The organism is Streptomyces sp. NPDC042336 (genome assembly GCF_055581985.1).
Genome location: NZ_JBVJEA010000010.1, coordinates 1 through 23,205, shown reverse-complemented (window position 1 = coordinate 23,205; position 23,205 = coordinate 1). Strand labels below are relative to the sequence as shown.

23 protein-coding genes, 1 tRNA gene and 1 pseudogene are annotated in these 23,205 nt (G+C 71.8%); 10 read left to right on the top strand and 15 right to left on the bottom strand.

Going from position 1 to position 23,205, the window contains the following annotated elements:
* Positions 1–121: 121 nt before the first annotated feature.
* From pheA to ACZ6IM_RS21830, 7 genes are all read right to left on the bottom strand, one after another.
* Complete coding sequence (gene pheA, locus ACZ6IM_RS21860; protein ID WP_052836838.1) at positions 122–1,054, bottom strand: prephenate dehydratase; 933 nt, start codon at positions 1,052–1,054, stop codon at positions 122–124.
* Between the two features lie 80 nt (positions 1,055–1,134).
* Positions 1,135–2,466: an iron uptake transporter deferrochelatase/peroxidase subunit gene (efeB, locus tag ACZ6IM_RS21855; protein ID WP_052836839.1), complete on the bottom strand. Its 1,332-nt coding sequence runs from the start codon at positions 2,464–2,466 to the stop codon at positions 1,135–1,137.
* A gap of 8 nt (positions 2,467–2,474) precedes the next feature.
* Positions 2,475–4,559 (bottom strand): copper resistance CopC/CopD family protein, encoded by a 2,085-nt coding sequence (locus tag ACZ6IM_RS21850; protein ID WP_469558332.1) that lies wholly within the window; start codon positions 4,557–4,559, stop codon positions 2,475–2,477.
* Positions 4,560–4,572: 13 nt separating this feature from the next.
* The gene (locus ACZ6IM_RS21845; RefSeq protein ID WP_469558329.1) at positions 4,573–5,070 is read right to left on the bottom strand and encodes a copper chaperone PCu(A)C; all 498 of its coding nucleotides are present in this window, start codon (positions 5,068–5,070) and stop codon (positions 4,573–4,575) included.
* Positions 5,071–5,093: 23 nt separating this feature from the next.
* Positions 5,094–5,744, bottom strand: a complete 651-nt coding sequence (locus ACZ6IM_RS21840; RefSeq protein WP_052836842.1) for an SCO family protein — start codon at positions 5,742–5,744, stop codon at positions 5,094–5,096.
* 132 nt (positions 5,745–5,876) lie between these two features.
* Positions 5,877–6,638 (bottom strand): YcnI family copper-binding membrane protein, encoded by a 762-nt coding sequence (locus tag ACZ6IM_RS21835; RefSeq protein WP_469558326.1) that lies wholly within the window; start codon positions 6,636–6,638, stop codon positions 5,877–5,879.
* Positions 6,639–6,771: 133 nt separating this feature from the next.
* Positions 6,772–7,608 carry a hypothetical protein gene (locus tag ACZ6IM_RS21830; protein ID WP_052836844.1) on the bottom strand — a complete coding sequence of 279 codons (837 nt, stop codon included), beginning with the start codon at positions 7,606–7,608 and terminating at the stop codon, positions 6,772–6,774.
* Positions 7,609–7,848: 240 nt separating this feature from the next.
* On the opposite strand from ACZ6IM_RS21830, the gene ACZ6IM_RS21825 reads away from it, so the two are divergent.
* A complete protein-coding gene (locus tag ACZ6IM_RS21825) occupies positions 7,849–8,307 on the top strand; it encodes an ATP-binding protein (protein WP_052836845.1) in 459 nt (152 codons plus the stop codon).
* Positions 8,308–8,376: 69 nt separating this feature from the next.
* Here ACZ6IM_RS21825 and ACZ6IM_RS21820 read toward each other — a convergent pair whose 3' ends face one another.
* On the bottom strand, positions 8,377–9,852 hold the full coding sequence (locus tag ACZ6IM_RS21820) for an aminopeptidase P family protein (RefSeq protein WP_052836931.1): 1,476 nt from the start codon (positions 9,850–9,852) through the stop codon (positions 8,377–8,379).
* Between the two features lie 158 nt (positions 9,853–10,010).
* Positions 10,011–11,435: a PP2C family protein-serine/threonine phosphatase gene (locus tag ACZ6IM_RS21815; RefSeq protein WP_469558321.1), complete on the bottom strand. Its 1,425-nt coding sequence runs from the start codon at positions 11,433–11,435 to the stop codon at positions 10,011–10,013.
* Positions 11,436–12,084: 649 nt separating this feature from the next.
* On the opposite strand from ACZ6IM_RS21815, the gene ACZ6IM_RS21810 reads away from it, so the two are divergent.
* Both ACZ6IM_RS21810 and ACZ6IM_RS21805 read left to right on the top strand, forming a co-directional pair.
* Positions 12,085–12,750 (top strand): bifunctional DNA primase/polymerase, encoded by a 666-nt coding sequence (locus ACZ6IM_RS21810; RefSeq protein ID WP_052836847.1) that lies wholly within the window; start codon positions 12,085–12,087, stop codon positions 12,748–12,750.
* A 55-nt stretch (positions 12,751–12,805) separates the two neighbouring features.
* The gene (locus tag ACZ6IM_RS21805; RefSeq protein WP_469558317.1) at positions 12,806–13,579 is read left to right on the top strand and encodes a hypothetical protein; all 774 of its coding nucleotides are present in this window, start codon (positions 12,806–12,808) and stop codon (positions 13,577–13,579) included.
* A 245-nt stretch (positions 13,580–13,824) separates the two neighbouring features.
* On the opposite strand, the gene ACZ6IM_RS21800 is transcribed toward ACZ6IM_RS21805, so the two are convergent.
* The 3 genes from ACZ6IM_RS21800 to ACZ6IM_RS21790 all read right to left on the bottom strand — a co-directional run bounded on the left by ACZ6IM_RS21800 (position 13,825) and on the right by ACZ6IM_RS21790 (position 16,602).
* Positions 13,825–14,790, bottom strand: a complete 966-nt coding sequence (locus ACZ6IM_RS21800) for a DUF5926 family protein (RefSeq protein WP_052836849.1) — start codon at positions 14,788–14,790, stop codon at positions 13,825–13,827.
* A gap of 218 nt (positions 14,791–15,008) precedes the next feature.
* The gene (locus tag ACZ6IM_RS21795; protein WP_052836850.1) at positions 15,009–15,647 is read right to left on the bottom strand and encodes an ATP-binding protein; all 639 of its coding nucleotides are present in this window, start codon (positions 15,645–15,647) and stop codon (positions 15,009–15,011) included.
* 127 nt (positions 15,648–15,774) lie between these two features.
* Positions 15,775–16,602 (bottom strand): glycerophosphodiester phosphodiesterase family protein, encoded by an 828-nt coding sequence (locus tag ACZ6IM_RS21790; RefSeq protein ID WP_469558314.1) that lies wholly within the window; start codon positions 16,600–16,602, stop codon positions 15,775–15,777.
* A 262-nt stretch (positions 16,603–16,864) separates the two neighbouring features.
* On the opposite strand from ACZ6IM_RS21790, the gene ACZ6IM_RS21785 reads away from it, so the two are divergent.
* A complete protein-coding gene (locus ACZ6IM_RS21785; protein ID WP_469558311.1) occupies positions 16,865–18,433 on the top strand; it encodes a S1C family serine protease in 1,569 nt (522 codons plus the stop codon).
* Positions 18,434–18,554: 121 nt separating this feature from the next.
* Here ACZ6IM_RS21785 and ACZ6IM_RS21780 read toward each other — a convergent pair whose 3' ends face one another.
* Entirely contained in the window at positions 18,555–19,448 is an 894-nt protein-coding gene (locus ACZ6IM_RS21780) for an NADP-dependent oxidoreductase (RefSeq protein ID WP_052836853.1), read from the bottom strand.
* 71 nt (positions 19,449–19,519) lie between these two features.
* Between ACZ6IM_RS21780 and ACZ6IM_RS21775 the strand changes: the two genes are divergently transcribed.
* Together ACZ6IM_RS21775 and ACZ6IM_RS21770 are read left to right on the top strand one after the other, a co-directional pair.
* Positions 19,520–20,101 (top strand): TetR/AcrR family transcriptional regulator, encoded by a 582-nt coding sequence (locus ACZ6IM_RS21775; protein WP_052836854.1) that lies wholly within the window; start codon positions 19,520–19,522, stop codon positions 20,099–20,101.
* Positions 20,102–20,149: 48 nt separating this feature from the next.
* A tRNA-Ser gene (locus ACZ6IM_RS21770) sits at positions 20,150–20,236 on the top strand.
* A 153-nt stretch (positions 20,237–20,389) separates the two neighbouring features.
* On the opposite strand, the gene ACZ6IM_RS21765 is transcribed toward ACZ6IM_RS21770, so the two are convergent.
* Together ACZ6IM_RS21765 and ACZ6IM_RS21760 are read right to left on the bottom strand one after the other, a co-directional pair.
* A complete protein-coding gene (locus tag ACZ6IM_RS21765; protein WP_469558307.1) occupies positions 20,390–20,737 on the bottom strand; it encodes a hypothetical protein in 348 nt (115 codons plus the stop codon).
* A 35-nt stretch (positions 20,738–20,772) separates the two neighbouring features.
* Positions 20,773–21,528 carry a GntR family transcriptional regulator gene (locus ACZ6IM_RS21760; protein ID WP_469558304.1) on the bottom strand — a complete coding sequence of 252 codons (756 nt, stop codon included), beginning with the start codon at positions 21,526–21,528 and terminating at the stop codon, positions 20,773–20,775.
* 79 nt (positions 21,529–21,607) lie between these two features.
* Between ACZ6IM_RS21760 and ACZ6IM_RS21755 the strand changes: the two genes are divergently transcribed.
* From ACZ6IM_RS21755 to ACZ6IM_RS21740, 4 genes and pseudogenes are all read left to right on the top strand, one after another.
* Positions 21,608–21,886 (top strand): hypothetical protein, encoded by a 279-nt coding sequence (locus tag ACZ6IM_RS21755; RefSeq protein WP_469558302.1) that lies wholly within the window; start codon positions 21,608–21,610, stop codon positions 21,884–21,886.
* A gap of 159 nt (positions 21,887–22,045) precedes the next feature.
* Positions 22,046–22,210: a hypothetical protein gene (locus tag ACZ6IM_RS21750; RefSeq protein ID WP_469558299.1), complete on the top strand. Its 165-nt coding sequence runs from the start codon at positions 22,046–22,048 to the stop codon at positions 22,208–22,210.
* A 199-nt stretch (positions 22,211–22,409) separates the two neighbouring features.
* Positions 22,410–22,634 (top strand): hypothetical protein, encoded by a 225-nt coding sequence (locus tag ACZ6IM_RS21745; RefSeq protein WP_053637609.1) that lies wholly within the window; start codon positions 22,410–22,412, stop codon positions 22,632–22,634.
* Between the two features lie 8 nt (positions 22,635–22,642).
* A pseudogene (locus ACZ6IM_RS21740) lies at positions 22,643–23,110 on the top strand (GntR family transcriptional regulator); the annotation flags it as partial.
* Between the last annotated feature and the right edge of the window lie 95 nt (positions 23,111–23,205).

Sequence of the window (23,205 nt, the reverse complement as noted above, 5' to 3'; positions counted from 1 at the left end):
GGGATTTGTCGACCGAATGTCGCTTCGTTGTCGACTTGTCCCCAGGTCGAGAAGCGGACCTGTGGATAACTTCTGTGGACAACGAAAATCAGCAGATAGGCCCGGCGGTCGGAGCCGACGGTCAGAACCGGCCGTCCTGGCAGCGTGCCACCCAGTCCGCCGCCGCCACGAACGCCTCGTCCGAGGTGCCCGGCCGCAGCGCGTCCACGTCCGCGGGCTCGACCTCCGCGCGGGGGTACGACCCGAGGTAGCGCACCTGGAGGCAGGCCCGCTTCAGGCCCATCAGCGCGTCGGCCACCCTGCGGTCGGAGATGTGCCCCTCGGCGTCGATGCAGAAGCAGTAGTTCCCGATGCCGGCACCGGTGGGACGGGACTGCAGCAGCATCAGGTTGATGCCCCGGGTGGCGAACTCGCCCAGCAGATCACGCAGGCCACCGGGGTGGTCGTCGCGCTGCCAGAGCACGACGGACGTCTTGTCCGCCCCGGTCGGTGCCGCGGGCCGGGCCGGGCGGCCCACCAGCACGAAGCGCGTCTGGGCGTTCTCCGCGTCGTGGATGTCGGCCTCCAGCACCTCGAGGCCGTAGCGCTCCGCGGCGAACTCACCGGCGAACGCGGCGTCGTACCGCCCCTCCTGCACCAGGCGGGCGCCGTCCGCGTTGGAGGCGGCCGATTCCCAGGCGACGTCGGGGAGGTGCGCCTTGATCCAGTTGCGGACCTGGGGCTGCGCGGCCGGGTGGGCGGTGACCGTCTTGATGTCCGACAGCTTGGTGCCGGGGCGGACCAGCAGCGCGAAGGTGATGGAGAGCAGCACCTCGCGGTAGATCATCAGCGGCTGGCCGGCGACCAGCTCGTCGAGGGTGGTGGTGATGCCCCCCTCGACGGAGTTCTCGATCGGCACGAAGGCGGCCTCGGCCTCGCCGGTGCGCACCGCGTCGAGCGCGGACTGCACGGAGACGTACGGGACCAGTTCCCGGGTCGCCGTCTCCGGGAGGGTGCGCAGGGCGACTTCGGTGAAGGTGCCTTCAGGGCCGAGATACGCGTAACTGGCTGGCATGTCCTCACCCTAATGGGCCCGGGGGACACCCGGCCCACGCGTCTCGCCGCGCCCCTCCCGGGGGTGACGCGTCGCCGGTTTCACCCTTCCAGCAGCCGCTGTCCCACGTACCCTCCCTCGGACGCCCCGCCCGGGACCGCGAACAGGCCGCTCGCCTCGTGCCGGATGAACGGGGACAGCGCGTCGCCCCGGTCCAGCTTGCGCTGCACGGGCACGAAGCCGCGCAGCGGATCGGCCTGCCAGCAGATGAAGAGCAGTCCGGCGTCCGGGACACCGTCGGCGTCGAAGCCGTCGTGGTACGAGAAGGGCCGGCGGACCATGGCCGCGCCGCCGTTCTGGTCGGGACGGGTGATGCGGGCGTGGGCGTTGATCGGAACGACGAGCTTTCTGGAGCCGTCCGTCTTCTCCAGGTCCATCTCCGTCGTCTCGGTGGCGTCACTCCCACCGGACAGCGGTGCCCCGTCGGACTTGCGACGCCCGATGACGTCCTCCTGGGCCTTGAGGGAGAGTTTCTCCCAGTCGTCGAGGAGCATGCGGATGCGGCGTACGACGACGTAGGAGCCGTTAGCCATCCAGGCCGGGGAGCCGTTCCCGGCCTGGGGCTCCTCCGGCACGAAGATCCGCTCGGCGAAGTCGGCCTCGGCGGGCTTCGGGTTGCGGGTGCCGTCGACCTGGCCCATGAGGTTGCGGGTCGTCATGGGATGGGCGGTGGCGCCGGGCGAACGGTTGAAGCCGTTCATCTGCCAGCGGATACGCGCGGCCGCCCCGGCGTCCCGCTGGATCGCGCGCAGGGCGTGGAATGCCACCAGGGCGTCGTCGGCGCCGATCTGCACCCACAGGTCGCCGTTGCTGCGGTTCTTGTCGAGGTGGTCGGAGGAGAAGTCGGGGAGCGGGTCGAGCGCGACCGGGCGCTGCTTCTCCAGCCCGGTCCGGCCGAAGAAGCTGTGGCCGAAGCCGAAGGTGACGGTCAGCGAGGAGGGGCCGGCGTCCCGGGCCACGTCCGTGTCACGGGTTCCGGCCGGCTCGCCCGCCATCAGCCGCCGGGCCGTGTCGGACCAGCGGCGCAGCAGCGCGGCGGCCTCCTTGCGGCCGGCACCCGCCACGAGGTCGAAGGCGATGAGGTGGCCGCGGGCCTGCAGCGGCGTGGTGATGCCGGGCTGATGTTTCCCGTGAAACATCGCCTGCTCGCTGCCGAGCGAGGTGAGCGGAGTGGCGGCGGAGGAGGGTGCGGCGGCGTAGCCGGCGGCGGCGCCCGCCGCGCCGAGGACGAGCCCGGTGGCACCGGCGGTGCCGAGCAGTCGCCGCCGGGAGATGCCCCCGGGCGTGGCGGTGCCGTCGGAGTCGAGCGGTCCGGGTCCGCCGGACCGGGTCGCCTCGTGGTCCCGGGCCTGCGGGATGGACTGGTCAGCCATGGTGCGGTTCAGCCGATCTGAGCGTTCTTGGAGAGGGTGACTTGGTCGATGTCGGAGGTGCGCACGGTGACGGCGACTTCCCAGTCACCGGCCATCGGGATCTGTACTCCGCTCGCCGACCAGTGGCCGGTGGTGATGTGGTCGGGGACGACGGGCAGGGGTCCGACGTCCTTTGCCTTCTGGGTGAGGGCCACCTTCACCTCGGGGATGTCGAACGCGGTCCCGTCCGGCCGCTCGACGTAGAGGTGCATGTCGTTGGCGCCGACCCGGGCCGGGTCGAGTTCGACCCGTAGGACGCCCTTGCCGTTCTGGCTGCCGGTGTCGAAGGGCATGTCCAGCGTCACCGCGCCGGTGGAGGAGGCGGAGCCGGTGACGGAAGACGCGCCGGCGGCCTTGGCTTCCTCCTCGGTGCGGCCCGGCTCGGTCTGGGTCAGCACGGTGGTCACCACGAGCAGGACCACGGCGACGCCCGCCTCGGCGAGCACGGAGCGGCGCAGTCCGAAGCGGTGCGGATCGGCGTCCCGCTGCCGCTTCTGCCGGGCGGCGTCCACGGCGGCGCGCTGCCGGGCGAGCTGGGCGGCTCGCCGGGAGCCGGCGGAGTCCTTCGCCGCGCCGGACGCCTTCTCGGCGACCTTCGCGTTCGCGGACCCCTTCCCGGACCCCTCTCCGGAACTCTTCGCGGACCCCTTCCCGGACCCCTCTCCGGAACTCTTCGCGGACCCCTTCCCGGACCCCTCCCCGGAACTCTTCGCGGACGCCTTCCCGGCTCCTGCCGTCTGGGCGGCCGCCTTGGCGGCAGCCTTCCCGGCGGCTTTCCCGGACGCCTTCTCCGCGCCCCGCGCGGCCCCGGCCACGGCGGGCGCCGCCTTTGCCAGCTGTGCCGTCCACCGGCGCGAGAAGTAGGCGACACCGACGAGCACCGCCACGAGCCCGATCTTCACGAGGAGCAGCTGTCCGTACCGGGTGTCGGTGAAGGCCGTCCAGGAACCGAGCTGGCGCCAGGACTGGTAGGTGCCGGTCACCACCAGCGCGATCACGCTGCCGAAGGCGACGCGCGAGAACCGGCGTACGGCGAGGGCGGGGACCGGTGTGTCCGCCGGGCCGCGGTACAGGGCGACCAGCAGCGCGGTGAGCCCACCGAGCCAGGTGGCGACGGCGATCAGGTGGGCGACGTCGACCGGCATGGCGAGGCCCGCCTGGAGGCCGACGGAGGCGTGCTCGGACATCGCCCAGGTCGCCGCGAGACCCACCGCCACGACGCTCCCGCCGACCGCGAGCCCGAAGGTGAGGTCCCGCTTCTCCTCGTCCTCCCGTTTGTCGTACGCGCCGAAGAGCACGGCGATGAACAGTGCGGCCGCCGCCAGCAGCAGCAGCCGGGAGACCAACGCGGCGCCGGACTTGGTCTGCAGCACCTCGCCGAGCAGGCCCAGGTCGAAGACGTCGGCGACCTTCCCGGAACCGGTGTAGGAGCCGCGCAGCAGGAGGAGCAGGAGGGTGGCGGCGGTCAGCGCGAGCCAGCCGGAGACGACGAACCGCTGGACGACGCGCACCCCGGAGCCCCGCGGCCAGCAGGCGAGGACAAAGGCGGCACCGCCCACCAGGACGGCGAAGGCGGCGTACGACACGTATCGTCCGACGCCGTACAGACCGCCGACCAATCCGCCGCCCGCCCCCTGTCCGGAGACACTGACCGAGGTCTCGGAGGGAGCGCCGACCGAGAAGGTGTAGGCGCCGGAGACCGGGTGGCTGTCGGCGGAGACGACCTGGTAGGTCACCGTGTAGGTGCCGTCGGGCAGCCCGGCGTGCAGTTTCACGGAGTACGTCGTGCCGCCCGTGCCGGACGGTTCGCCGTCGTCGACGCGCTTGCCCTTGGGATCGAGGACGCGCAGTGAGTCGTCGTCCATGGAGACCGACTCGGAGAAGGTGAGCGACACCTGGGCCGGAGCCCTGTCGACCACCGCCCCCTCCCGGGGGTCGCTGCCGGTGAGCGCGGCGTGCGCGGAGGCCGGTCCGGCGCCGGCCAGCAGCACGCAGGCCGCGGTCAGGAGCAGCAGCACCAGGGTCCGGACGCGCGGGGCGATGGTCTGCGTCAAGGTGGTCCCTCCCTCAGTGTCCGGAGTCTTCGGAGTGCCCGGAGTGTCCGGTGGTGGGCTGGTAGGTGGCCGCCTTCACGGGCAGCTTGACCGTGACGGGGTCGGAGTGGGCGAAGTGCAGTTCGACGGCGACGGACTGTCCCTGCTTCGGCTGGTGCTTCAGCTTCTCGAACATCAGGTGGTTTCCGCCGCTCTTGAACACGAGTTGACCGTGGGCGGGCACCTCGAGGCGGTCGACCTCCTTCATGGCCCCGCCGACGGTCTCGTGCACGGTGACCTCGCCGTCCTCACTGGTGACGGAGGTCAGTTCGTCCGCGGCGTCGCCCTCGTTGGTGATCGTGAGGAACCCGGCCGCCATGGAGTCGGAGACGGGCTGCGGTATGTAGGCGGCGTCGACCGAGAGGTCGGCGCCGGAGGCCGCGGAGTCCGGGTCGGAGTCCGAGCCGCCGCAGCCCGCGAGGGCCAGGGCGCCGATCACCGCGACGGCGGCGAGGTCGGGGCGGCGCCTCACGAGCCGCTCTCCCGCGGGCCGCCTCACGGGTTCTCCCCCTTGATGAGCTTGGGGAGGTCCTTGGTGTAGTCGTCGACCGTGGCGTCCTCGCCGTACAGGACGTAGCCCGCGTCGGACTTCGGGGAGAAGGCGACGACCTGGGTGCCGTGGGTCGAGACGATCTTGCCGTCCTTGTCCTTGGTCGGCGGATCGATCGAGATGCCGAGGGTGCGGGCGCCGGCCTGGATGGTGTCGAACTCGCCGGTCAGACCGACGATCTGCGGGTCGATGCCCTTGAGCCACTTGCCGAGCGCGGCCGGGGTGTCGCGCTCCGGGTCGGTGCTGACGAACACGACGCGGAGCTTGTCCTGCTCCGCCTGGGGGAGCTGCTTCTTGGCCACGGCGATGTTGTTCATGGTCAGCGGGCAGACGTCGGGGCAGTGGGTGTAGCCGAAGTAGATCAGCGTGGGCTTGCCGGCGGTCTGCTCGCGGAGGTCGTACTTCTTGCCCTGGGTGTCGGTGAGGACCAGGTCGGGCTTCTCGAAGGGCTTGTCGAGGACGGTGGCGGCCTGCTGGCTGTTGTCCTCGGAGACCACGGTCACGGGCTTGTCGCTGTCGGCGTCGCTGCCGCATGCGGACAGCGTCAGGGAGACGGCCGCGAGCAGGGCGGCCAGGGCGTACGTCTTCTTGCGCATAGAAAAATGTCCCAGATGTGAGGTGCTCCGGTGCGCGCCGGGGGCCGTCGGAGAACCGACGGACCGGGTCCGGCGCGCACCGGACGAGAGGATGCGCCGGCGAGGTGCTGCCGACGCACCGGCGCGGCGTCGCTACGCCGTCGCGCCGGAGTCGCGCCGACGGCCGGCCAGCACGCCGTACCCGACGCCCGCCGCGCCGACGACGATGCCGACGATGCCGAGGACCCGGGCGGTGGTGTCACTGCCGTCACCGGAGCCGGAGTCCGACGAGGAGGCGTCGGCGGCGGTGTTCTGCGCGTCCGCCCCGGCGTCGTCGGCCTTCGCGTCCGAAGAGCCCGCCGCGCCGTGGGCGTCGTCCTCGGCGGCGGACAGCGCGAGCACGGGCGCCGGGGTCTCGGGCTCCTCCTGGCCCTCCTGCGGCACCTCGATCCAGCGCACGACCTCCTTGTTGGAGTACGTCTGGATCGCCTTGAACACCAACTGGTCGGCGTCCTCGGGCAGCGCGCCGATGGAGACCGGGAACTTCTGGAAGTAGCCGGGCTCGACACCCTTGCCGTCGGCGGTCCAGGTCACCTTGGTGACGACCTCGGTGATCTGCTTGCCGTGCGACTCCAGCGGCTTGGCCGGCTTGGCCTTGGTGACCTCGGCCTTCCAGCCGGGCACCGGCTGCGGCATGACGGACGCCAGCGGGTGGTCGGCCGGGAAGCTGACCTCCAGCTTGGTGGTGGAGGCGTTGTCCCGCTCGTTGGGGACCTTGAAGTCGACGACCGCGTAACCGCCCTTGGCGGCCGCGCCCTCCGGCTGCACGCTGACGTGCGCGAAGGCGGGGGCGGACAGGGCGAGGACGGCGAGACCGGACACGGCGCCGGCGGCGGCGATACGGGAAGCCTTCATGGACGGAGTACTCCGCTTCGTGTGGACACCGGTGCCGAGCAGCCGGTGCCGAGTGACAGGAGGGGTGCGCGCACACGCGCGCGTGCCGCACGACGGCGGCCCCTCCCGGAAGCGGGACGGCGGTCGCGTCGTGTCAGGCGGCGAGGGCGAACGCGTCACTCGGCGGGCCGCGCCTGATGACCGTGTGCTGGAGCGCGGTGGTACGGGGCCGGGGCGGCACCCACAGGGCGGGGCGCGGCCGACGCGGACCCGTACCGGGAGCGCCGGCCAGCCCGGCGTGCAGGGCGCGCACCAGGGAGAGCGCCGCGCGCAGGGCGCGTACGAACGCCGCCTCGGCCATGGACTGGGCCGAGTGCGCCGACAGTTCGACGAGCCGGGCCAGGGCCAGGTCCCCGCGCCGCAGCAGCCAGCCGGCGGCCAGGGCGGCGAGGAGGTGACCGAGCAGCATCGGCAGCGACGGCAGCAGCGAGGCGGAGGTGCCGGCGGTGGACAGCGCGTCGGCCGGGTGGTGCGCCGCGCCGGTGTGGACGTCCGGGGCGATCCGCGCGTCGGTGAGGATCCGCTCGGCCTGGGCCGGGCTGATCGCCGCCGCGGTGGTCCCGCAGACCAGCCGTGCGGCCTGCTGGACGAGGGAGGCGTCGGACAGCGCGCCCGCCCCGCCGCCGGACGCCGTCACCGGGGTGGCGACGGTGCCGTGCTGGCCCAGCCCGAACAGGGCGTGCAGCGCGGTCTGTCCGAGGGCGAGCAGCGTCACGATGCCGGGCAGCGAGCGCCGGCGACCGGCGAGCGGCACGACGACCAGGACCGCCCCGAGGAATCCCGCGCCCAGCGACCACAGCGGAACGGCGGCGCAGGAGGCGAGGGTGTGCCCCGCCGCGGCCAGCACGACGCAGACCGCGGCGAACACCGCGGCCCGCAGCATCCGGAGGTCGTTCCCGGAGCGCGCCGTTGGCGGGTGGGGGGCAGTCATGGCGGGCTCATCATCGCACTCACGGTCCGCCCGCCGTACGGCAGGTCCACAAGATGCCGTACGACCGGAAGGCGAGGAACAGGCGGAAGATCACCTTCTGGTACGAGTCGCCCCGCATACACCGGCCGAAGAGGGCGACGCATCCGCCAGATGAGCGGTGTCACGGGCACGGCGCGCTTACGCACGGGTGTGAGGGGCAATACGTATCGGTATGTCGAGCCGCGGCCGGGAGGCTGGAGCATGAGCATCTGGTGGTCACTCCATTTGCGGCGCGAGGCTGCGAGCGTGCCCCTGGCCCGCCGCCTGCTGATCGGCACCATGGAGACCGCGGGCGTCGATCCCGACATCTCCTTCGACCTCTCCGTCGCGCTGAGCGAGGCCTGCGCCAACGCCGTGGAGCACGGCGGGGACCACGGGTCCGGCGGCCCCGGCGAGGCGTACCGCGTCACGGCCTACCTGGACGGCGAGCGCTGCCGCATCGAGGTCTCGGACACGGGCCCCGGTTTTCCCGCCGCCGCTCCGGGCGGGCAGGGCGTGGTCCGCCCGGCGCCCCAGGCGGAGAGCGGGCGCGGTCTGTGTCTCATCCGGGAGCTCGCCGACCACGTCCACATCGGCAGTACGCCGGGGCGGGCCGGTGCCGTCGTGAGCTTCGACAAGGTCCTCAAGTGGCGCGAGAACGCCCCGCTGGTGGCGGTGTGACGTCAGGGTCCGGACACGCCGACGGCCGGGCACCCGCAAGGTGCCCGGCCGTCGAACGCCAGGTGCGGATCAGCCCTTCAGCGCGGCCATCCACTCCTCGACCTCGTCCGACCGGCGCGGCAGCCCGGCGGACAGGTTCCGGTTGCCGTCGGCGGTGACGAGGATGTCGTCCTCGATGCGCACGCCGATGCCCCGGTACTCCTCGGGCACGGTCAGGTCGTCGGCCTGGAAGTACAGGCCCGGCTCGACGGTGAGCACCATGCCGGGCTCCAGCGTGCCGTCGACGTAGGACTCCACGCGCGCGGCGGCGCAGTCGTGGACGTCCAGGCCCAGCATGTGACCGGTGCCGTGCAGTGTCCATCGGCGCTGCAGGCCCAGCTCCAGCACCCGCTCGACGGGGCCCTCGACCAGGCCCCACTCGACGAGCCGCTCGGCCAGCACCCGCTGGGACGCGTCGTGGAAGTCGCGGTACTTGGCGCCCGGCTTCACCGCCGCGATGCCGGCCTCCTGGGCGTCGTACACGGCGTCGTAGATCTTCTTCTGCAGTTCGCTGTACGTGCCGTTGATCGGCAGCGTGCGCGTCACGTCGGCGGTGTAGTACGTGTGCGTCTCCACGCCCGCGTCGAGCAGCAGCAGGTCGCCGGAGCGGACCGGGCCGTCGTTGCGGACCCAGTGCAGGGTGCAGGCGTGCGGGCCCGCGGCGCAGATGGAGCCGTAGCCGACGTCGTTGCCCTCGACGCGCGCGCGGAGGAAGAAGGTGCCCTCGATGTAGCGCTCGCTGGTCGCCTCGGCCTTGTCGAGGACCTTCACGACGTCCTCGAAGCCGCGCACGGTGGAGTCGACGGCCTTCTGCAGTTCGCCGATCTCGAACTCGTCCTTGACCAGGCGGGCCTCGGAGAGGAAGACGCGCAGCTCCTCGTCGCGCTCGGCGGTGACCTTGTCGGTGAGGGCCGCCTCGACGCCGGCGTCGTAACCGCGCACGACGCGCACCGGACCGGTGGCCTCGCGCAGGCTCCCGGCCAGCTCGCGGACGTCGGAGGCGGGGATGCCGTACCGCTTCTCCGCCTCGGTGAGGGAGTGGCGGCGGCCGACCCACAGCTCGCCCTGGCCGTCGAGCCAGAACTCGCCGTTCTCGCGGTCGGAACGGGGCAGGAGGTAGATCGTCGCGGTGTGGCCGTCGCCCCTGGGCTCCAGGACCAGGACGCCGTCCTCGGTCTGGTTGCCGGTCAGGTACGTGTACTCGACGGAGGCGCGGAAGGGGTACTCCGTGTCGTTGGAGCGGGTCTTGAGGTTGCCCGCGGGGATCACCAGGCGTTCGCCGGGGAAGCGGGCGGACAGGGCGGCACGGCGGGCGGCGGTCTCGGCGGCCTGGGGGATCGGCTCCAGGTCGCGCAGCTCGGTGTCGGCCCAGCCGGACTTCATGTTCTCGGCCAGCTCGTCGGACACGCCCGGGTACAGGCCGTTCTTGCGCTGCTTGATCGGCTCTTCGGACTCGTCCGGGTTCTCCGGGTTCTCCGAGATCTCCGGGGTGAGCTCATCCGCCACGGTCATCCTCCTAGTACGGCACTGGACCACCCCCCATCGTACGGTCGTACGGAAGGGGGCCCAGGGCCGAAGGGCCTGTTACATGGAGGCGCTACCGTCCGTTGTCCGGTGCAGACCCGGCGTGAATGTCCGTTATCCGGATGCGCCGGCGGAAACCGTCATTCGAACCTGACCGCCAGCAGAACGACGTCCTCCTCGGAGTGCGCCTCCGCCTTCCCGTCGGGCAGCACGGTGCGCAGGACGTGCTCGACGACCGCGTCCGGGTCCTGCCGTGCGGCCCGGGGGACGCCGGCCGCCGCCGCGTGCAGCCGGGCGAAGGCGCGGTCGGCCGGGTCACCGGTGCGGTGCAGCAGCCCGTCGGTGTAGAGCAGAACCGTCTCTCCCGGCTCGGCCTGCAACTCCACGCTGGGCGCCTCCCAGCAGGCGAGCATGCCGAGCGGCGCGGAGACGGAGGTCTCGACGAACTCCGTGCGCCGCTGACCGATCAGCAGGGGCGGGCTGTGTCCGGCGCCGGCCAATGTGATCCGGCGCAGCGCGGGTTCGCAGTAGCCGAACAGCGCGGTGGCCGAGCGGGCCGGTTCGGTGAGCCGCAGCAGCAGCTCCAGGTCGGACAGGACGGCGACCGGGTCCTCGCCCTCCATCACGGCGTACGCCCGCAGCGAGGCACGCAGCCGTCCCATCGCGGCGACCGCGCTGGGACCCGATCCGGTGACGGATCCGACGGCGAGGCCGAGCGCGGCGTCCGGCAGCGGCAGGGCGTCGTACCAGTCGCCGCCCCCCGGCGGACCGGTGCGGTGCCGGGCGGCCACCTGCACGCCGGGCACCCGGGGCAGGCGGGAGGGCAGCAGTTCCTCGGCCATCGTCGCCATGGCCGCGCGGGTGCGCTCGACCTCCAGGAGACGGGCCAGGTGCTGGGCGGCGTACCGGATGTACAGGCCGGCGAGGTGGCGCTGCCGTTCACCCGGTTCCGCGGGTTCGTCGTAGAACCAGACGGCGGCACCCAGGCGTCCGGTGCCCTCGGCGGACAGGGGGAGCGTGTAGCTGGCGGCGTAGCCGAGGCGGGCGGCGACCTCGCGGTGGCGGGGGTCGAGGGACTTCTCGGCCAGCAGGTCGGGTTCCGCGATGCCGTCCTCCGCGACCGGCAGTCCGTCCAGGATCCGCCCGTAGGACAGGGCACTTCGGGGCACGGTCTCGATGTGGCCGAGGTCGGCGCGGGCGAGGCCGAGGCCGACGGTGGTGCCGGGGCCGAGTCCGTCGGCCGGTTCCAGCGCGACGAGCCCGCGCCGCGCGCCGACCAGGGCGGCTCCGGCGTGCAGCACTTCCTGGAGGCCGTCGGCGAGGGTGTCCGTACGGACCAGGCGTTCGGTCAGTTCGTGCAGGGTCGTGAGGTCCGAGACCCAGCCGGCCAGCCGGTCCTGGAGCAGGGCCCCGGGGGCACACGCGGTGCCCGAGGCGGCCGCGGCGTCCGTAGCGGGAGGACCGGCCGCCTGGGTGGTGCCTGTAGCGGCGGACGCGACAGTGTGTGCGGGGGACGGGACCGTTGAATCGATTCCGGCCACTTTCGCAGGGTGCGGGGCGTTCATGGCGTCCGGCCTTCCGACCGGCGCTTACTGCTCAAAAGCATCGCAAACCCCCATGTCATTCTGCGCCGCTAGCAGTGTCTCCACATGTACACGCACTCGTAAGGGGATGTCCAGCATTGTCCTGCTGGGATTCCTGGTGTCCGTGGGGTGTGAGCGGCCTTCTGCCCGCCCCCTTGCGGAAAAAGGAATTTGGCTTGAAACTGCCCCATAGGACGCCTTGTTGCGGTCGACTGGGGGTGCTTCACGGAGCGTCACAGCGGTCGTGATGGGTACGTACTCGGAGAAGGCCAGGGGTGGTTGGGGGCCACCTGGAACCTGGCGACGGACCCGGGCGTCCTATCCACCGACGACCGTGCCCCATCCTCCCGTGGCGGAGGCGGAGAGAAATACGCGCGACGGCAAAACGCCAGACTTCGCCACCCCCGCGCCACGCCAAGCTTTTGATAGACGCAGTGGCCGGAACCGTCACGGACGCAGTCAGTGCTCGACCCACAGGGGTTTCCCTTGCCCTTGGCGGAGACGTGCCCCGTGGGGACGTTTTCTCGGCAGGGGTGTGATGCGCCACCAGCAACGCACAGCGAAGAGATCGACACATGGTGTGAAGTGACCACGGTGTTGCCAGGCGTGCAACGGAAAGGAACGAGCGCTCATGCGCGAGATCCTCGGAAGGCGACGCAGGCTCCTGTCCCAGCACGACGACGGGCAGCCTGAGCTGATCGGCGCGGCCCTGACCTACGCGACACAATGGCAGTGGCCCGTACTCCCGGGCGCGGCGGCGGATCCGCGGGCGCGGTCACGCTGCGCCTGCCCCGACCCCGAGTGCACGGTGCCGGGCGCGCATCCCTTCGACCCCGGCCTCCTCGCGGCGACCACCGACGCGCGCATGGTGCGCTGGTGGTGGACCAACCGGCCGGCCGCGCCGATCGTCATGGCCACCGGTGGCAGCGCCCCGTGCGCCGTCTCGCTGCCCGCCCTGCCGGCCGCCCACGCACTCACCGCGCTCGACCGCGCCGGGTTGCGGCTCGGCCCGGTCGTCGCCTCGCCCACCCGCTGGGCGCTGCTGGTCAGGCCGTACTCCATGGAGCAGCTGGGCGAGCTGCTCTACGCCAAGGACTTCGTCCCCGGCTCCCTGCGCTTCCACGGCGAGGGCGGCTATCTCGCGCTGCCCCCGTCCGAGACCGGCGCCGGCGCCGTCCGCTGGGAGCGGGCACCGCTGCCCGGCTCCGCCTCGCCCTGGGTGCCCGACGTGGAGGCCGTGGTGGACGCGGTGGTCGACGCCCTCACTCGTACGGGCGTGAGCGCCCCGGAGTTGTAGGGGGTGTCGGCGCGCGCGGGAGTCCGTGCCCGCCCTCGGTCGCTATCGTCCGACCATGCCGCTTCATGCAGGGGAGCACCGCGCCGTCGGGCCGTGCCGCGCCGGGTCACGCCGCTGCGGGCCGGACCTCCGGCGGATCCGTCTGTACGGGCTCGCGGGTGTCGTGGTGTGCGCGGTCGTACTGCCGTTCGCGGTGGCGTCCGCGGGGCCCTCGGGCGACGCGGACGCCGAGGTGTCGACGGCAGTGCCGCTCCTCGCGCGGGGCGGTGACGGCAAGGCGTCCGCGTCGCCCGAGGCGGAGCTGGGGGACCGCTCGGGGCCGCCGGGGGCCGGATTCGCGCCCAAGTTCGAGTCCGGGTCCGGGTTCGAGTCCGGGTCCGGGGGAGCCGACCACTTCACGGGAGCGGTCGCGCCGGCTCGTTCGCCGCTGCCACCCGGCCCCGCACTGGCCGCGCGCTGCGGCCCCGAACTCACCTCGCCCGCGGGCGTCGAGGCGCAGACCTGTGTCCTGGCCCGGGGGACGGAGACCTGGGCCCGGACCTACTACCGCAACGCCACCGGCGGCCCGCTCGAGTCCGTACTGAGCCTCATGGGACCCGAAGGGCGCAGCGTGCGGGCGAGCTGTGCGGTGGGCGTCGAGGACGCGCCGGGCACCTGCGAGACGCCGCCGGAAGACACCGAGGGCGCCGGCGGAGGCGGGCTGGCGGGGTACACGGCGGTCGCGGAGTTCGCGCGCCGGGCCGGGTACGGGCCACTGCTGCTGCGCGCCGGGAGCAGCGCGGAGGACGAGGGCGGGGACAGCAACTCCCATGCGGGGACGGGGAGTTGACCGACGACTGCGGTGAGTGCCCGACCGGCCGCATGCAAAGACCCGGTTGCTGGCGACGGGGGATGCACCAGCAACCGGGCTACTCGAACGGTAACAAGAGATCGGCGGTTAGCAAATTCGATCTCTTGTTTTCCGGTCACCGACTGGCTTGTCCCTACCGGGAGTTGTGACCGGAGTCACCCGTCCACGAGCCGTCGCTCCGGCTGACCGGTCGGTCAGCCGGAGGCGGCCCGCACGCCTGTGCGTCAGCTGAGGGTGACCTGCCGGTTGGTCAGACCGCCGCGCGCCCGGCGCTCGTCGTGCGTGAGCGGAGCGTCCGTGGCCAGGGCCTCGGCGAGCCGCTCGGCGAACTCCGCGGCCGGCTTCTCGATGTCCGGAGCGGTGACCTCGCTCGGCAGGTCCCACACCGGCACGGTGAGCCCGTGGGCACGGAAGGAGCCGACGAGGCGGGTGCCCTCGCCGAGGGACGAGCGGCCGGCGGCGTGCAGCCGGGCAAGAGCGTCCAGAAGCCGCTCCTCGTCGTGCGGCATGACCCAGCGCAGGTGGTTCTTGTCCGGCGTCTCGCACCAGTAGGCGGCGTCCACGCCCTGGAGCCGGACGGTCGGGATGGCCGCGGCGTTGGCCCGCTCCAGGGAGGCGGCGACGTCCGGCGTGGCGTTCTCCGGGTCCGGCACCCAGAACTCGAAGCCCGAGTGCACCTCCGGCTCGAACGCGCCCTCGGGGGCGAGCAGGTCCTGCAGCCGCGGACCGTCGGCCGGCGCGCGGCGCCCCTGCACGGGGGTGCCCGGGTCGGCGGTCAGCGCCCGCGCGAGGGTGTCGGCGAGGTCGCGGCTGATGTCGCCCGACGCCGTGTCGTTCTGCAGGCCGAGCAGGACCGAGCCGTCGTCGCGGCGCAGGGCCGGCCAGGCCATCGGCAGCACCGTGGCCAGCGTGACGGAGGGGACGCCCTCGGGCAGGCCGTCCCGCAGGGTCAGCTCGACCGTGGCCGCCGGCACCAGCTCCCGCAGCGCCACCCAGTCGCACTCGCCGGGCAGCCCTTCGAACGGGCGCTGCACGAGCGCGGTCGTGGCCTGCGCGGCGGTCCGGCCGTGGCAGGCCTTGTACCGGCGGCCGCTGCCGCAGGGGCAGGGCTCGCGAGCGCCGACGACCGGGATCTCGGCATCGTCGAGCTGGGGCCGCTTGGCCTTCGTCTGGGGTCGCTTCTTGGCCATCGTGGGTGTCTCCCGGTTACGGCTCTACTCGTACGGGCGCGAGCCTAGCCGTTCCCACTCCGGCCGTCGGGACCCTGTGGACGACGGGCCGCCTGTGGAGAACTCGCCGCCGCGCCCGGCCCCGTACGTCCGTCACCGGGTCGGCGCCAGCCCGCCACCGGACCGGAGAGAGTCCGCCACCGGACCCGAGCGGGTCGTCGTGCGGGTCGTCGTGCGGGTCAGCCCAGGTCCTCGAAGGCGTCCGCGAAGTCCAGGCCGGGGATCTCCGACACCGCCGGGGCCGAAATCCGGGTGGCGAAGTCGTCGCGCCGGTGCCCGGCGTCCGGGTCGTGCACGTCGTCGTGGACGACGACCCAGACCGTGACCTCTCCGCGGGCGTCGTCCCGTACGCCCCAGTCGTCGGCGAGGGCCGTGATGATGTTCAGCCCGCGGCCGCCGTGCGCGGTGACCGAGGGGGTCGCCGGAGCCGGGCGGGTCGGGCCGCCGCCGTCCGTGACCTCCACCAGCAGCCGGCCGTCCGCGTCCACCTGCCACGCGGCCCGGACGTCGCCGTCCCCGGCCAGGGCGTCGCCCAGTGGGCGGCCGTGCTTGCACGCATTGCTCAGCAGTTCGGAAAGAACCAGTACAGCGTCGTCGATGACCGATTCCGCCACCCCGCCCCTGCGCAACTGATCACGCATGCGGTGTCTCGCTTCCCCCACGCCCGCAGGGCCATGGGGCACGGCCATGCTCGACGACGTGGGCACCTCCTGTGCCACCACCAACGCCACCCCCGAGACCTCCTTCGCCCCACGCCACGGTGTGGATGCCCCATCGCCCTGAGCCGGAAACCGGCCGGTCCCCGCACGGTGACGCATTCGACACGGTCGAACACGCACCGAACGCGCCGGAGCACTCCCCGTAATGGCCTGGCTGGATTTGGTCGGTGCGGCCGAGACCGGAGAATGGGGCAGCCGGGCCGCCGGGTCAAGATCTACGGACGAATCAGCGGCCCAGGTGATCCAGGACCGCCCGTGGCCGATTGGTGATGATGGCGTCGACGCCCAGGTCGGAGCAGAGATCCACGTCGGCGGTCTCGTTCACCGTCCACACGTGCACCTGGTGGCCGGCCCGCTTCAGACGCTCGATGTACGCGGGGTGATTGCGCACGATCCGGATTGAGGGGGCCGCGATCCGGACACCCGCGGGCAGTCGCCCGTCGCGCAGCCGGGGCGAGACGAACTGCATCAGATAGACCGTCGGCAGCGTCGGCGAGGCCGCCCGCACCCGGTGCAGCGAACGGGCCGAGAAGCTCATCACCCGCACCGGGGACTCCTCGGCCGCCGACGGGGCGTCGAGTCCGAACCGCTTCAGGAGCAGCAGCAGCCGCTCCTCCACCTGCCCCGCCCAGCGCGTGGGGTGCTTGGTCTCGATGGCCAGCTCCACGCGCCGTCCCGCGTCGGCGACCAGTTGCAGCAGTCGCTCCAGGGTCAGGACGGAGGTCTCCTCCCGGTCCTCGGGCCGGTGTTCCCAGTCGGGCTGCTCGTCGCGCGTGCGCCAGAACTCCCGGGTGCGGCGGACCCCGAAGTCCAGCGCGGCCAGGTCGGCCAGCTCCAGCGCGGACACCGCGCCGCGGCCGTTCGACGTACGGTTGACGCGCCAGTCGTGGACGCAGACCAGGTGGCCGTCGGCGGTCAGGCGCACGTCGCACTCCAGGGCGTCCGCCCCGTCCTCGATCGCCTTCCGGTACGCGGCCAGGGTGTGCTCGGGGGCGTCCTCGGAGGCGCCGCGGTGGGCGACGACCTGAATCCGGTGCTGTCGTGCGTGGGTCACCGCGTCATGGTGCCACCGCGGGCGGGTAGACGTGCCATCGGCGGAAACGACAACGTGTCCGTTTAGTCTTGGATGACCTATATAAAGGATGGTCGGGGACCCACAGCAACCGCTTATGGTGCTCTGACGGCCCGTGGGAAAAGCTGATGGCATACAGAATCACCAGCACATCCGCATCGCGCCGGACCGTGGAGCAGCGCGTGAGCGTGGCTGAGCGCGACCAGGATGAGCGACAAACAGCCGTGGAACTAGGAGAGAAGCTGTGAGCACCGAGAACGAGGGCACCGCGGTACCCCCGGCCCCGTCCGCACCTCCCGTGCCGGTGGATGCTCCCGCTGCCTCCGCCCAGCCTCCCGCGCCGCCCGCCCCGCAGCAGGCACCCGCCTCCACTCCCGAGGCCCCGGCGGCTCCCCCCGCCGAGGGCCCGGTCGCGCCCCAGGGCCACACGGCACCTGAGGGGCAGCAGGCATTCCAGGGCGGTGCGTCGCCTCGGGGCGGTGAGGTCCCGCAGGGGTCCACGGCTCCCGACGCCTCGTGGCCCCCGCCCCCGCCGCCGGGCACCCCGGCCGACCAGACCCCGACGTACGGCGGGGGCGGCCACGACGGCTACGGCTACGGCAGTGGCAGCGGTTTCGGCGAAGGCTCCGGTGACGGGGCAGGCGGCGGAGCGGGCGGCTGGGGCGCCTCGTACCAGCAGCCCGCGCCGAAGCCGGGCCGCGGACGTGGCGGTGTGCTCGCCGGTGTCCTGATCGCCGCGCTGGTCGCGGGCGGACTGGGCGGCGGCCTCGGCTACACGCTGGCCAAGAACAACGACGACGGCGGCTCCACCACGGTCTCCGCCTCCGACACCGGCGGCTCCGTCAAGCGCGAGGCGGGCACCGTCGCCGGCGTGGCGGCCAAGGCGCTGCCCAGCACGGTCACCATCCAGGCCGAGGGGAGCAACGGCGAGGGCGGCACCGGCACCGGGTTCGTCTTCGACAAGGAAGGCCACATCGTCACCAACAACCACGTGGTGGCGGAGGCGGTCGACGGCGGCAAGCTCAGCGCGACCTTCCCCGACGGCAAGAAGTACGACGCCGAGGTGGTCGGCCACGCCCAGGGCTACGACGTCGCGGTCATCAAACTCGAGAACGCCCCCTCGGACCTGAACCCGCTGCCTCTCGGCGACTCCGACAAGGTCGCCGTGGGCGACTCGACGATCGCCATCGGCGCCCCCTTCGGCCTGTCCAACACGGTGACCACGGGCATCATCAGCGCCAAGAACCGTCCGGTGGCCTCCAGCGACGGCAGCGCCGACAGCAAGGCGTCCTACATGAGCGCCCTGCAGACCGACGCGTCGATCAACCCGGGCAACTCCGGCGGCCCGCTGCTGGACGCGCAGGGCAACGTCATCGGCATCAACTCCGCGATCCAGTCCTCCAGCAACGGCAGCTTCGGCACCGGTCAGGCCGGCTCGATCGGCCTGGGCTTCGCGATCCCGGTCAACCAGGCGAAGTTCGTCGCCCAGCAGCTGATCAAGACCGGCAAGCCGGTGTACGCCAAGATTGGGGCCTCCGTCTCCCTGGAGGAGGCGACGAACGGCGCCAAGCTCACCGAGCAGGGCGTCAGCGGCTCCGACCCGGTCGAGAAGGGCGGCCCCGCCGACGACGCGGGCCTCAAGCCCGGTGACGTCATCACCAAGCTCGACGACCGGGTGATCGACAGCGGTCCGACCCTGATCGGCGAGATCTGGACCCACAAGCCCGGCGACGAGGTCACCGTCACCTATGAGCGCGGCGGCAAGCAGCACACGACCGAGGTCACCCTGGGCTCGAAGCTCGGCGACGACTGATCCTCGTACGCCACCCCGCACGCCTTCACGATCCGACCACTTCGCCACCGGGGTCAGCCCCGGTGGCGAAGTGCGTCAGGGGCGCGGGGGCGCGGATCAGGGACCCGTTCAGGGACCCGGTTCAGACGACGATGACCCGGCGCCCGCGGGTGTGACCGGCCTGGCTGTCGATGTGCGCCGCCGCGGCATCGGCGAGTGAGTACGACTTCTCGACCGGGATGTGGAGCTTCCCCCGCGAGATCAGATCGACGGCCTCGGCGAGCGCCGCCGGCACGCTTCCGGCCACGCCGGAGAACCGGACGCCGAATTCGGGCGCCCCGAGATCGGCGATGGTGACGACCCGCTCCGGGCTCCCGGTCAGCTCGACGAGTTCGTGGACGACCCCCGAACCGGCCAGGTCGAGAGCCGCGTCGACCGCGCCGAGCCGCCGCACCCGCTCGACCCAGCCGTCGCCGTACGTCGTGGCGACGGCACCGAGGCCGCGCAGGTACTCCTGGTTGGCGGCACCGGCCGTACCGATCACCCTGATGCCGCGGTCGCGGGCGATCTGCAGCACCGCCGATCCGACTCCCCCGGACGCGCCGCTGACCAGCAGTGTCTGCCCGGGCCGCACGCCGACCTCGCGGATGATGCGCAGCGCGGTCTCCACGACGGAGGGGTACCCGGCCGCCTCTTCGAACGTCAGCCCCTCCGGCATCCGGGCCCACGCCCCGAGCACGGCGAACTCGGCGTAGGTGTCGGTGCCCTCGCCGAACACCCGGTCGCCGATCTCGACCCCGGTGACTCCCTCGCCGACCTCGTCCACCACCCCGGCGGCGTCCAGCCCGACCCCGGAGGGCAGCTCGGTCGGATGGGCTCCCAGCACCTGGCCTTCCCTGACCCTCCAGTCGACGGGGTTCACGCCTGCCGCCCGCACGGCGACGCGTATGCGGCCGGGCCCCGCGTGGGGCTCCTCGGCGTCGATCAGCTGCAGCACGTCCGGACCGCCGAATTCGGCGAAGCTCACTTTCTTCATGCGGCCGACCGTAGCACTAACCGATAGTGTTTCGTAACGGTTATTGTTCCGTACCTGCTAGCCTGCGGCTCATGACCGTGCAGCAGACGGGCCGCCGAGAGCGCAAGAAGGCCGCGACCCGCCAGAAGATCGCCGACACCGCGCTGCGGCTCTTCCTGGAACGCGGGTACGACGCGGTGGGCATCCGTGACGTGGCCGCCGAGGCCGACGTGGCCGTCACCACCCTCTTCTCCCACTTCGCCTCGAAAGAGGCCCTGGTCTTCGAGCAGGACGAGGACTTCGAGCACCGCCTCACGCGGGCGGTCACCGACCGGGCGCCGCACGAGCCGCTGATCCCCGCGCTGCGCCGCGAGGTCCTCGCCCTGGTCCGGCACTGCACCGCGGACAGCGCCGCCCCGGTCTGGCGCATGATCGACGCGTCTCCCGCCCTGCGGAAGTACGACGAGTCGGTCCGCCTGCGCCACGCGGAGGCCCTGGCCACGGCCATCGCCGCCGACCCCGCCCTGACCCGGAGTCGAACCGTCGCCCGCACCCTCGCGAGGTTCGTGATCGACGCCTACTCGCTGTCCCGCGAGGCCGCCGATCCCGAGGCCGCCCTCGACGAGATCTTCCCGATGATCGAGGCGGCCTGGGAGGCGGCCCCGCGCGACTGACGGTGCCGGTAGGCTGTACCCGCTCCGCCCCAGGCGGGACGGCGCGGGGGTGGGTTGCCCGAGCGGCCTAAGGGAACGGTCTTGAAAACCGTCGTGGCAGCGATGTCACCGTGGGTTCAAATCCCACACCCACCGCACATGTGAACGGCCCCTGACCAGGTCATATGGTCCGGGGCCGTTGTGCTGCACGCTGCCCGCCCGTCACCGTGCTTCCCCGCAGTTTCCCGCTCGATCGGGCACGGAAGGGGCACGCCGGGGGCACTGCCATAAGCGCCTGGAACCTGCCCCTCAGTCGCCCGCGAACCATACGTAGCTGCCCGGGGTGGCCACGCACTGTTCCAGTACCGCCGCGAGATCATCCAGTGCCGCGCGTTGTCGCTCGTCGGCACACCGCTCGATCAGGCCCGGCAACTCGCTGAGTGCTGCTGCCGCTTCCTGCTCGTTCATCACCGTGTCCCCGTAGGGATCGACGGCGGGAAGCCGACCGCGGACGCCGAGATAGTGAAGCGAGCCAAGTGCGTCGGCCAACGCGTCGCCGTGGCCGTAGCACCCTCGCAGGAATGTCCGGCGCGCCTTCTTCCAGTTGCGCGCTGGCCGAGCCGAGTGCAGTTCCACATCGATCCCCACGCACGTCATGATGCCTGTTGCGGCGTTCCGTGTAGGGCGAACGATCAGCGACTGATCGGGATCTCGTAGACGATCTCGCAGTGTGCCGCAGGCACGACGATGTCTGCCGTCTCCACGGGTCGGCCTTCGTCGCTGTAGTACGTCCGCCGGATGTGCGTGACGAGCGCGGCCTTCTGAATGCCGAGTAGCGACGCCTCCTCGGCGGTCGCCTGCCTGGGTTCGGGCTGCTCCACGGCATGGCTGACGGTGATCTCGATGGCGGCCATCCGATTCACGACGCCTGCCCCGGCGTGCGGTCCTCCCTCGGGGAGGACAACGAGAGTGCCGGCGGTGAGGTCGTATGGCTCCCAACTGGTCGAGAGCTGCACGGGCCTGCCGTCGGCCAGGAACTCGTACACGGTCCGGACGCACAGCTCGTCCTCGGCGATACCGAGTCGGGCGGCGATCTCCGCCGGGGCCGGCACCTTGGCGTCCGTTCTGCTCTCCCAGTCGCCCTGCCTGCCGACGGCCTTCATGTCCGCCCGGAACGGCGACCCTTCGGGCTGCTCGCGCGCCGACGACCGCACGACGCGCACGCGTTGCCGGGGCTCGGCGACGTAGGTGCCCGAACCGGCTCGGCCCTCCAACACGCCTTGCGAGATCAGCAGCTCTTGGGCCCTGCGGACGACGTTCTCGCCTACGCCGCACTCCTGGCCGATCTGCGCGCGGGAGGGAAGCCGGTCCCCCGGTTCCCACACGTGCTCCGCGATCCGCTGCCGTAGCTCGTCGGCGATGCGGAGATAAGGCGGCTGCTCAGGCATATGGAAAATCTAGTCCACTAGCTCTAATCTAGTTAACTAGCTTCACTCAAAGTGATCGCCGAGTGACGGAGGCTTCCCTGTGCCCGCTTCCCGAGTGAGCGCGGAGGCCATCGCCGCCCGGTTATCGGCGGTCGGGCTCACCACACGCGTGGAAGAGCGCGACCGGTGCACGTCGGTCGAGGCGGAGGTACCGGAATCGCTCTCCGCCGAGTCATGGCGGGAGGTCCTGGCAGTCCTGGCGGAGGCCGATCAGTTCGGGCTCCACGCCACCAGCTTGAACGGCCGCACCCTTTGGGCGGTCGTACGCAAAGCGGCCCCCACGACGGGCGATGTCGGGGGACCGAGCCATCAGCGATAGGAGCTGAGCAGCGTGCTCAACCGTATCCGCCGTGCCGTCTCGCTCGCCAGAGCGCGGCACTTCCCCAAGGGCAGGCACCGCCGCGCCTTAACGCCGTCCCGAACGGCTCTGGCGACGCCTCCCGCGCTCGCCGTAGAACCGCCGACCGTCCCCGATTGGATGCCGGACACCACTGACCGCCTTCACCTGCTCCTGGGCGAGGACAACGCGCTCGTCCGCCCGTACGTGCTGGCCTGGGAGCGGCAGCGTGCACGTGAGCGCTCGGTGGTTGTGGCGCCGCGACTGTCGGCGGAGGCGTTCTCGGTCCTGGCAGGTGTTCGCTGATGCCTCCTCGTCAACGCCTCCACGTTTCGGAAACCGCGGCTGCCGCCTACCGATCGCCCGCATGCCGGGTCGGCACTCACGCAGCCTGCGCGGAAGCGTCGCCATCCGTGGCACCAGTTGACCTGCCGGTGATCTACGAGACGTGCGCCTGCCCCTGTCACCCCGCGCCGGACCACTCCACGCGACCGGCGGTGAAGCGGTGAGCAACTGGGCCCCCGGGGGTGCGCTGGCATCCAACGTCGAGATCACGGCGGCCACCGTTCTGCGCGGCGACATCATCCAAGTCGGTGGTCGGGCATGCCGGGTGAGCGACCTCTTCCAGTTGCCCCAGGGCGCGAAGCAACTCCTGTTCGAGTCGGGAGAACTGCTGACCATAAACGGGCGGACCCGGCTCGTCGCCGTGCGGATGACGAGAAGGCGGTGACGCAGTCCATGACGTCTCGCCGCCTCGTCGTCGCTGGCGACCTGAGACGCCAGATCACGACCGGTCGAATCGGACCCGGTGAACGGCTCCCGTCTGAGTCCGCCCTGGCCGACCGGTACAAGGTCAGCACGGCGACGCTTCGAAGCGCCCTCGCTGTTCTCCAAGGAGAAGGCCTCGTCGAGAAGATCCACGGCAAAGGCAACTTCGTCCGCCGCCCGCTGCGCAAAATCACGTACGTCGGCGGATGGGGCACGCTGGATCCCCGGACTGCCGCAGACGCGGACCTGCGAGTGACGGTCCGCATTACGGAACTGCCCGCGCGGGGCCACCTGACAGCGCTTCTAAAGGTGGACGACGGAAGCCCACTGACCGAATTCCTCCGCCTCAGCTATGAGGGCGAGTCTCCACACAGCCTGGCCCGCATCTACGTACCGCGGGACCTGGCGCCGACTGCGGCGCTCGGTGACCAGACCTTAAGAGCTCGTAACAGGATCTTGTTGGGGTGCCCTGGTCGGGCGTGACCGATGTGATGATCTGGCCGTTCGTGTTGTGTGACGACTCGGCCGTGGAT

Excerpts from the sequence above, each read along its gene's own strand:
- pheA (WP_052836838.1), bottom strand. The coding sequence starts at position 1,054 with ATGCCAGCCAGTTACGCGTATCTCGGCCCTGAAGGCACCTTCACCGAA.
- efeB (WP_052836839.1), bottom strand. The coding sequence starts at position 2,466 with ATGGCTGACCAGTCCATCCCGCAGGCCCGGGACCACGAGGCGACCCGG.
- ACZ6IM_RS21840 (WP_052836842.1), bottom strand. The coding sequence starts at position 5,744 with ATGCGCAAGAAGACGTACGCCCTGGCCGCCCTGCTCGCGGCCGTCTCC.
- ACZ6IM_RS21835 (WP_469558326.1), bottom strand. The coding sequence starts at position 6,638 with ATGAAGGCTTCCCGTATCGCCGCCGCCGGCGCCGTGTCCGGTCTCGCC.
- ACZ6IM_RS21830 (WP_052836844.1), bottom strand. The coding sequence starts at position 7,608 with ATGACTGCCCCCCACCCGCCAACGGCGCGCTCCGGGAACGACCTCCGG.
- ACZ6IM_RS21825 (WP_052836845.1), top strand. The coding sequence starts at position 7,849 with ATGAGCATCTGGTGGTCACTCCATTTGCGGCGCGAGGCTGCGAGCGTG.
- ACZ6IM_RS21815 (WP_469558321.1), bottom strand. The coding sequence starts at position 11,435 with ATGAACGCCCCGCACCCTGCGAAAGTGGCCGGAATCGATTCAACGGTC.
- ACZ6IM_RS21810 (WP_052836847.1), top strand. The coding sequence starts at position 12,085 with ATGCGCGAGATCCTCGGAAGGCGACGCAGGCTCCTGTCCCAGCACGAC.
- ACZ6IM_RS21805 (WP_469558317.1), top strand. The coding sequence starts at position 12,806 with ATGCCGCTTCATGCAGGGGAGCACCGCGCCGTCGGGCCGTGCCGCGCC.
- ACZ6IM_RS21800 (WP_052836849.1), bottom strand. The coding sequence starts at position 14,790 with ATGGCCAAGAAGCGACCCCAGACGAAGGCCAAGCGGCCCCAGCTCGAC.
- ACZ6IM_RS21795 (WP_052836850.1), bottom strand. The coding sequence starts at position 15,647 with ATGCGTCACCGTGCGGGGACCGGCCGGTTTCCGGCTCAGGGCGATGGG.
- ACZ6IM_RS21780 (WP_052836853.1), bottom strand. The coding sequence starts at position 19,448 with ATGAAGAAAGTGAGCTTCGCCGAATTCGGCGGTCCGGACGTGCTGCAG.
- ACZ6IM_RS21775 (WP_052836854.1), top strand. The coding sequence starts at position 19,520 with ATGACCGTGCAGCAGACGGGCCGCCGAGAGCGCAAGAAGGCCGCGACC.
- ACZ6IM_RS21765 (WP_469558307.1), bottom strand. The coding sequence starts at position 20,737 with ATGACGTGCGTGGGGATCGATGTGGAACTGCACTCGGCTCGGCCAGCG.
- ACZ6IM_RS21760 (WP_469558304.1), bottom strand. The coding sequence starts at position 21,528 with ATGCCTGAGCAGCCGCCTTATCTCCGCATCGCCGACGAGCTACGGCAG.
- ACZ6IM_RS21750 (WP_469558299.1), top strand. The coding sequence starts at position 22,046 with ATGCCGGACACCACTGACCGCCTTCACCTGCTCCTGGGCGAGGACAAC.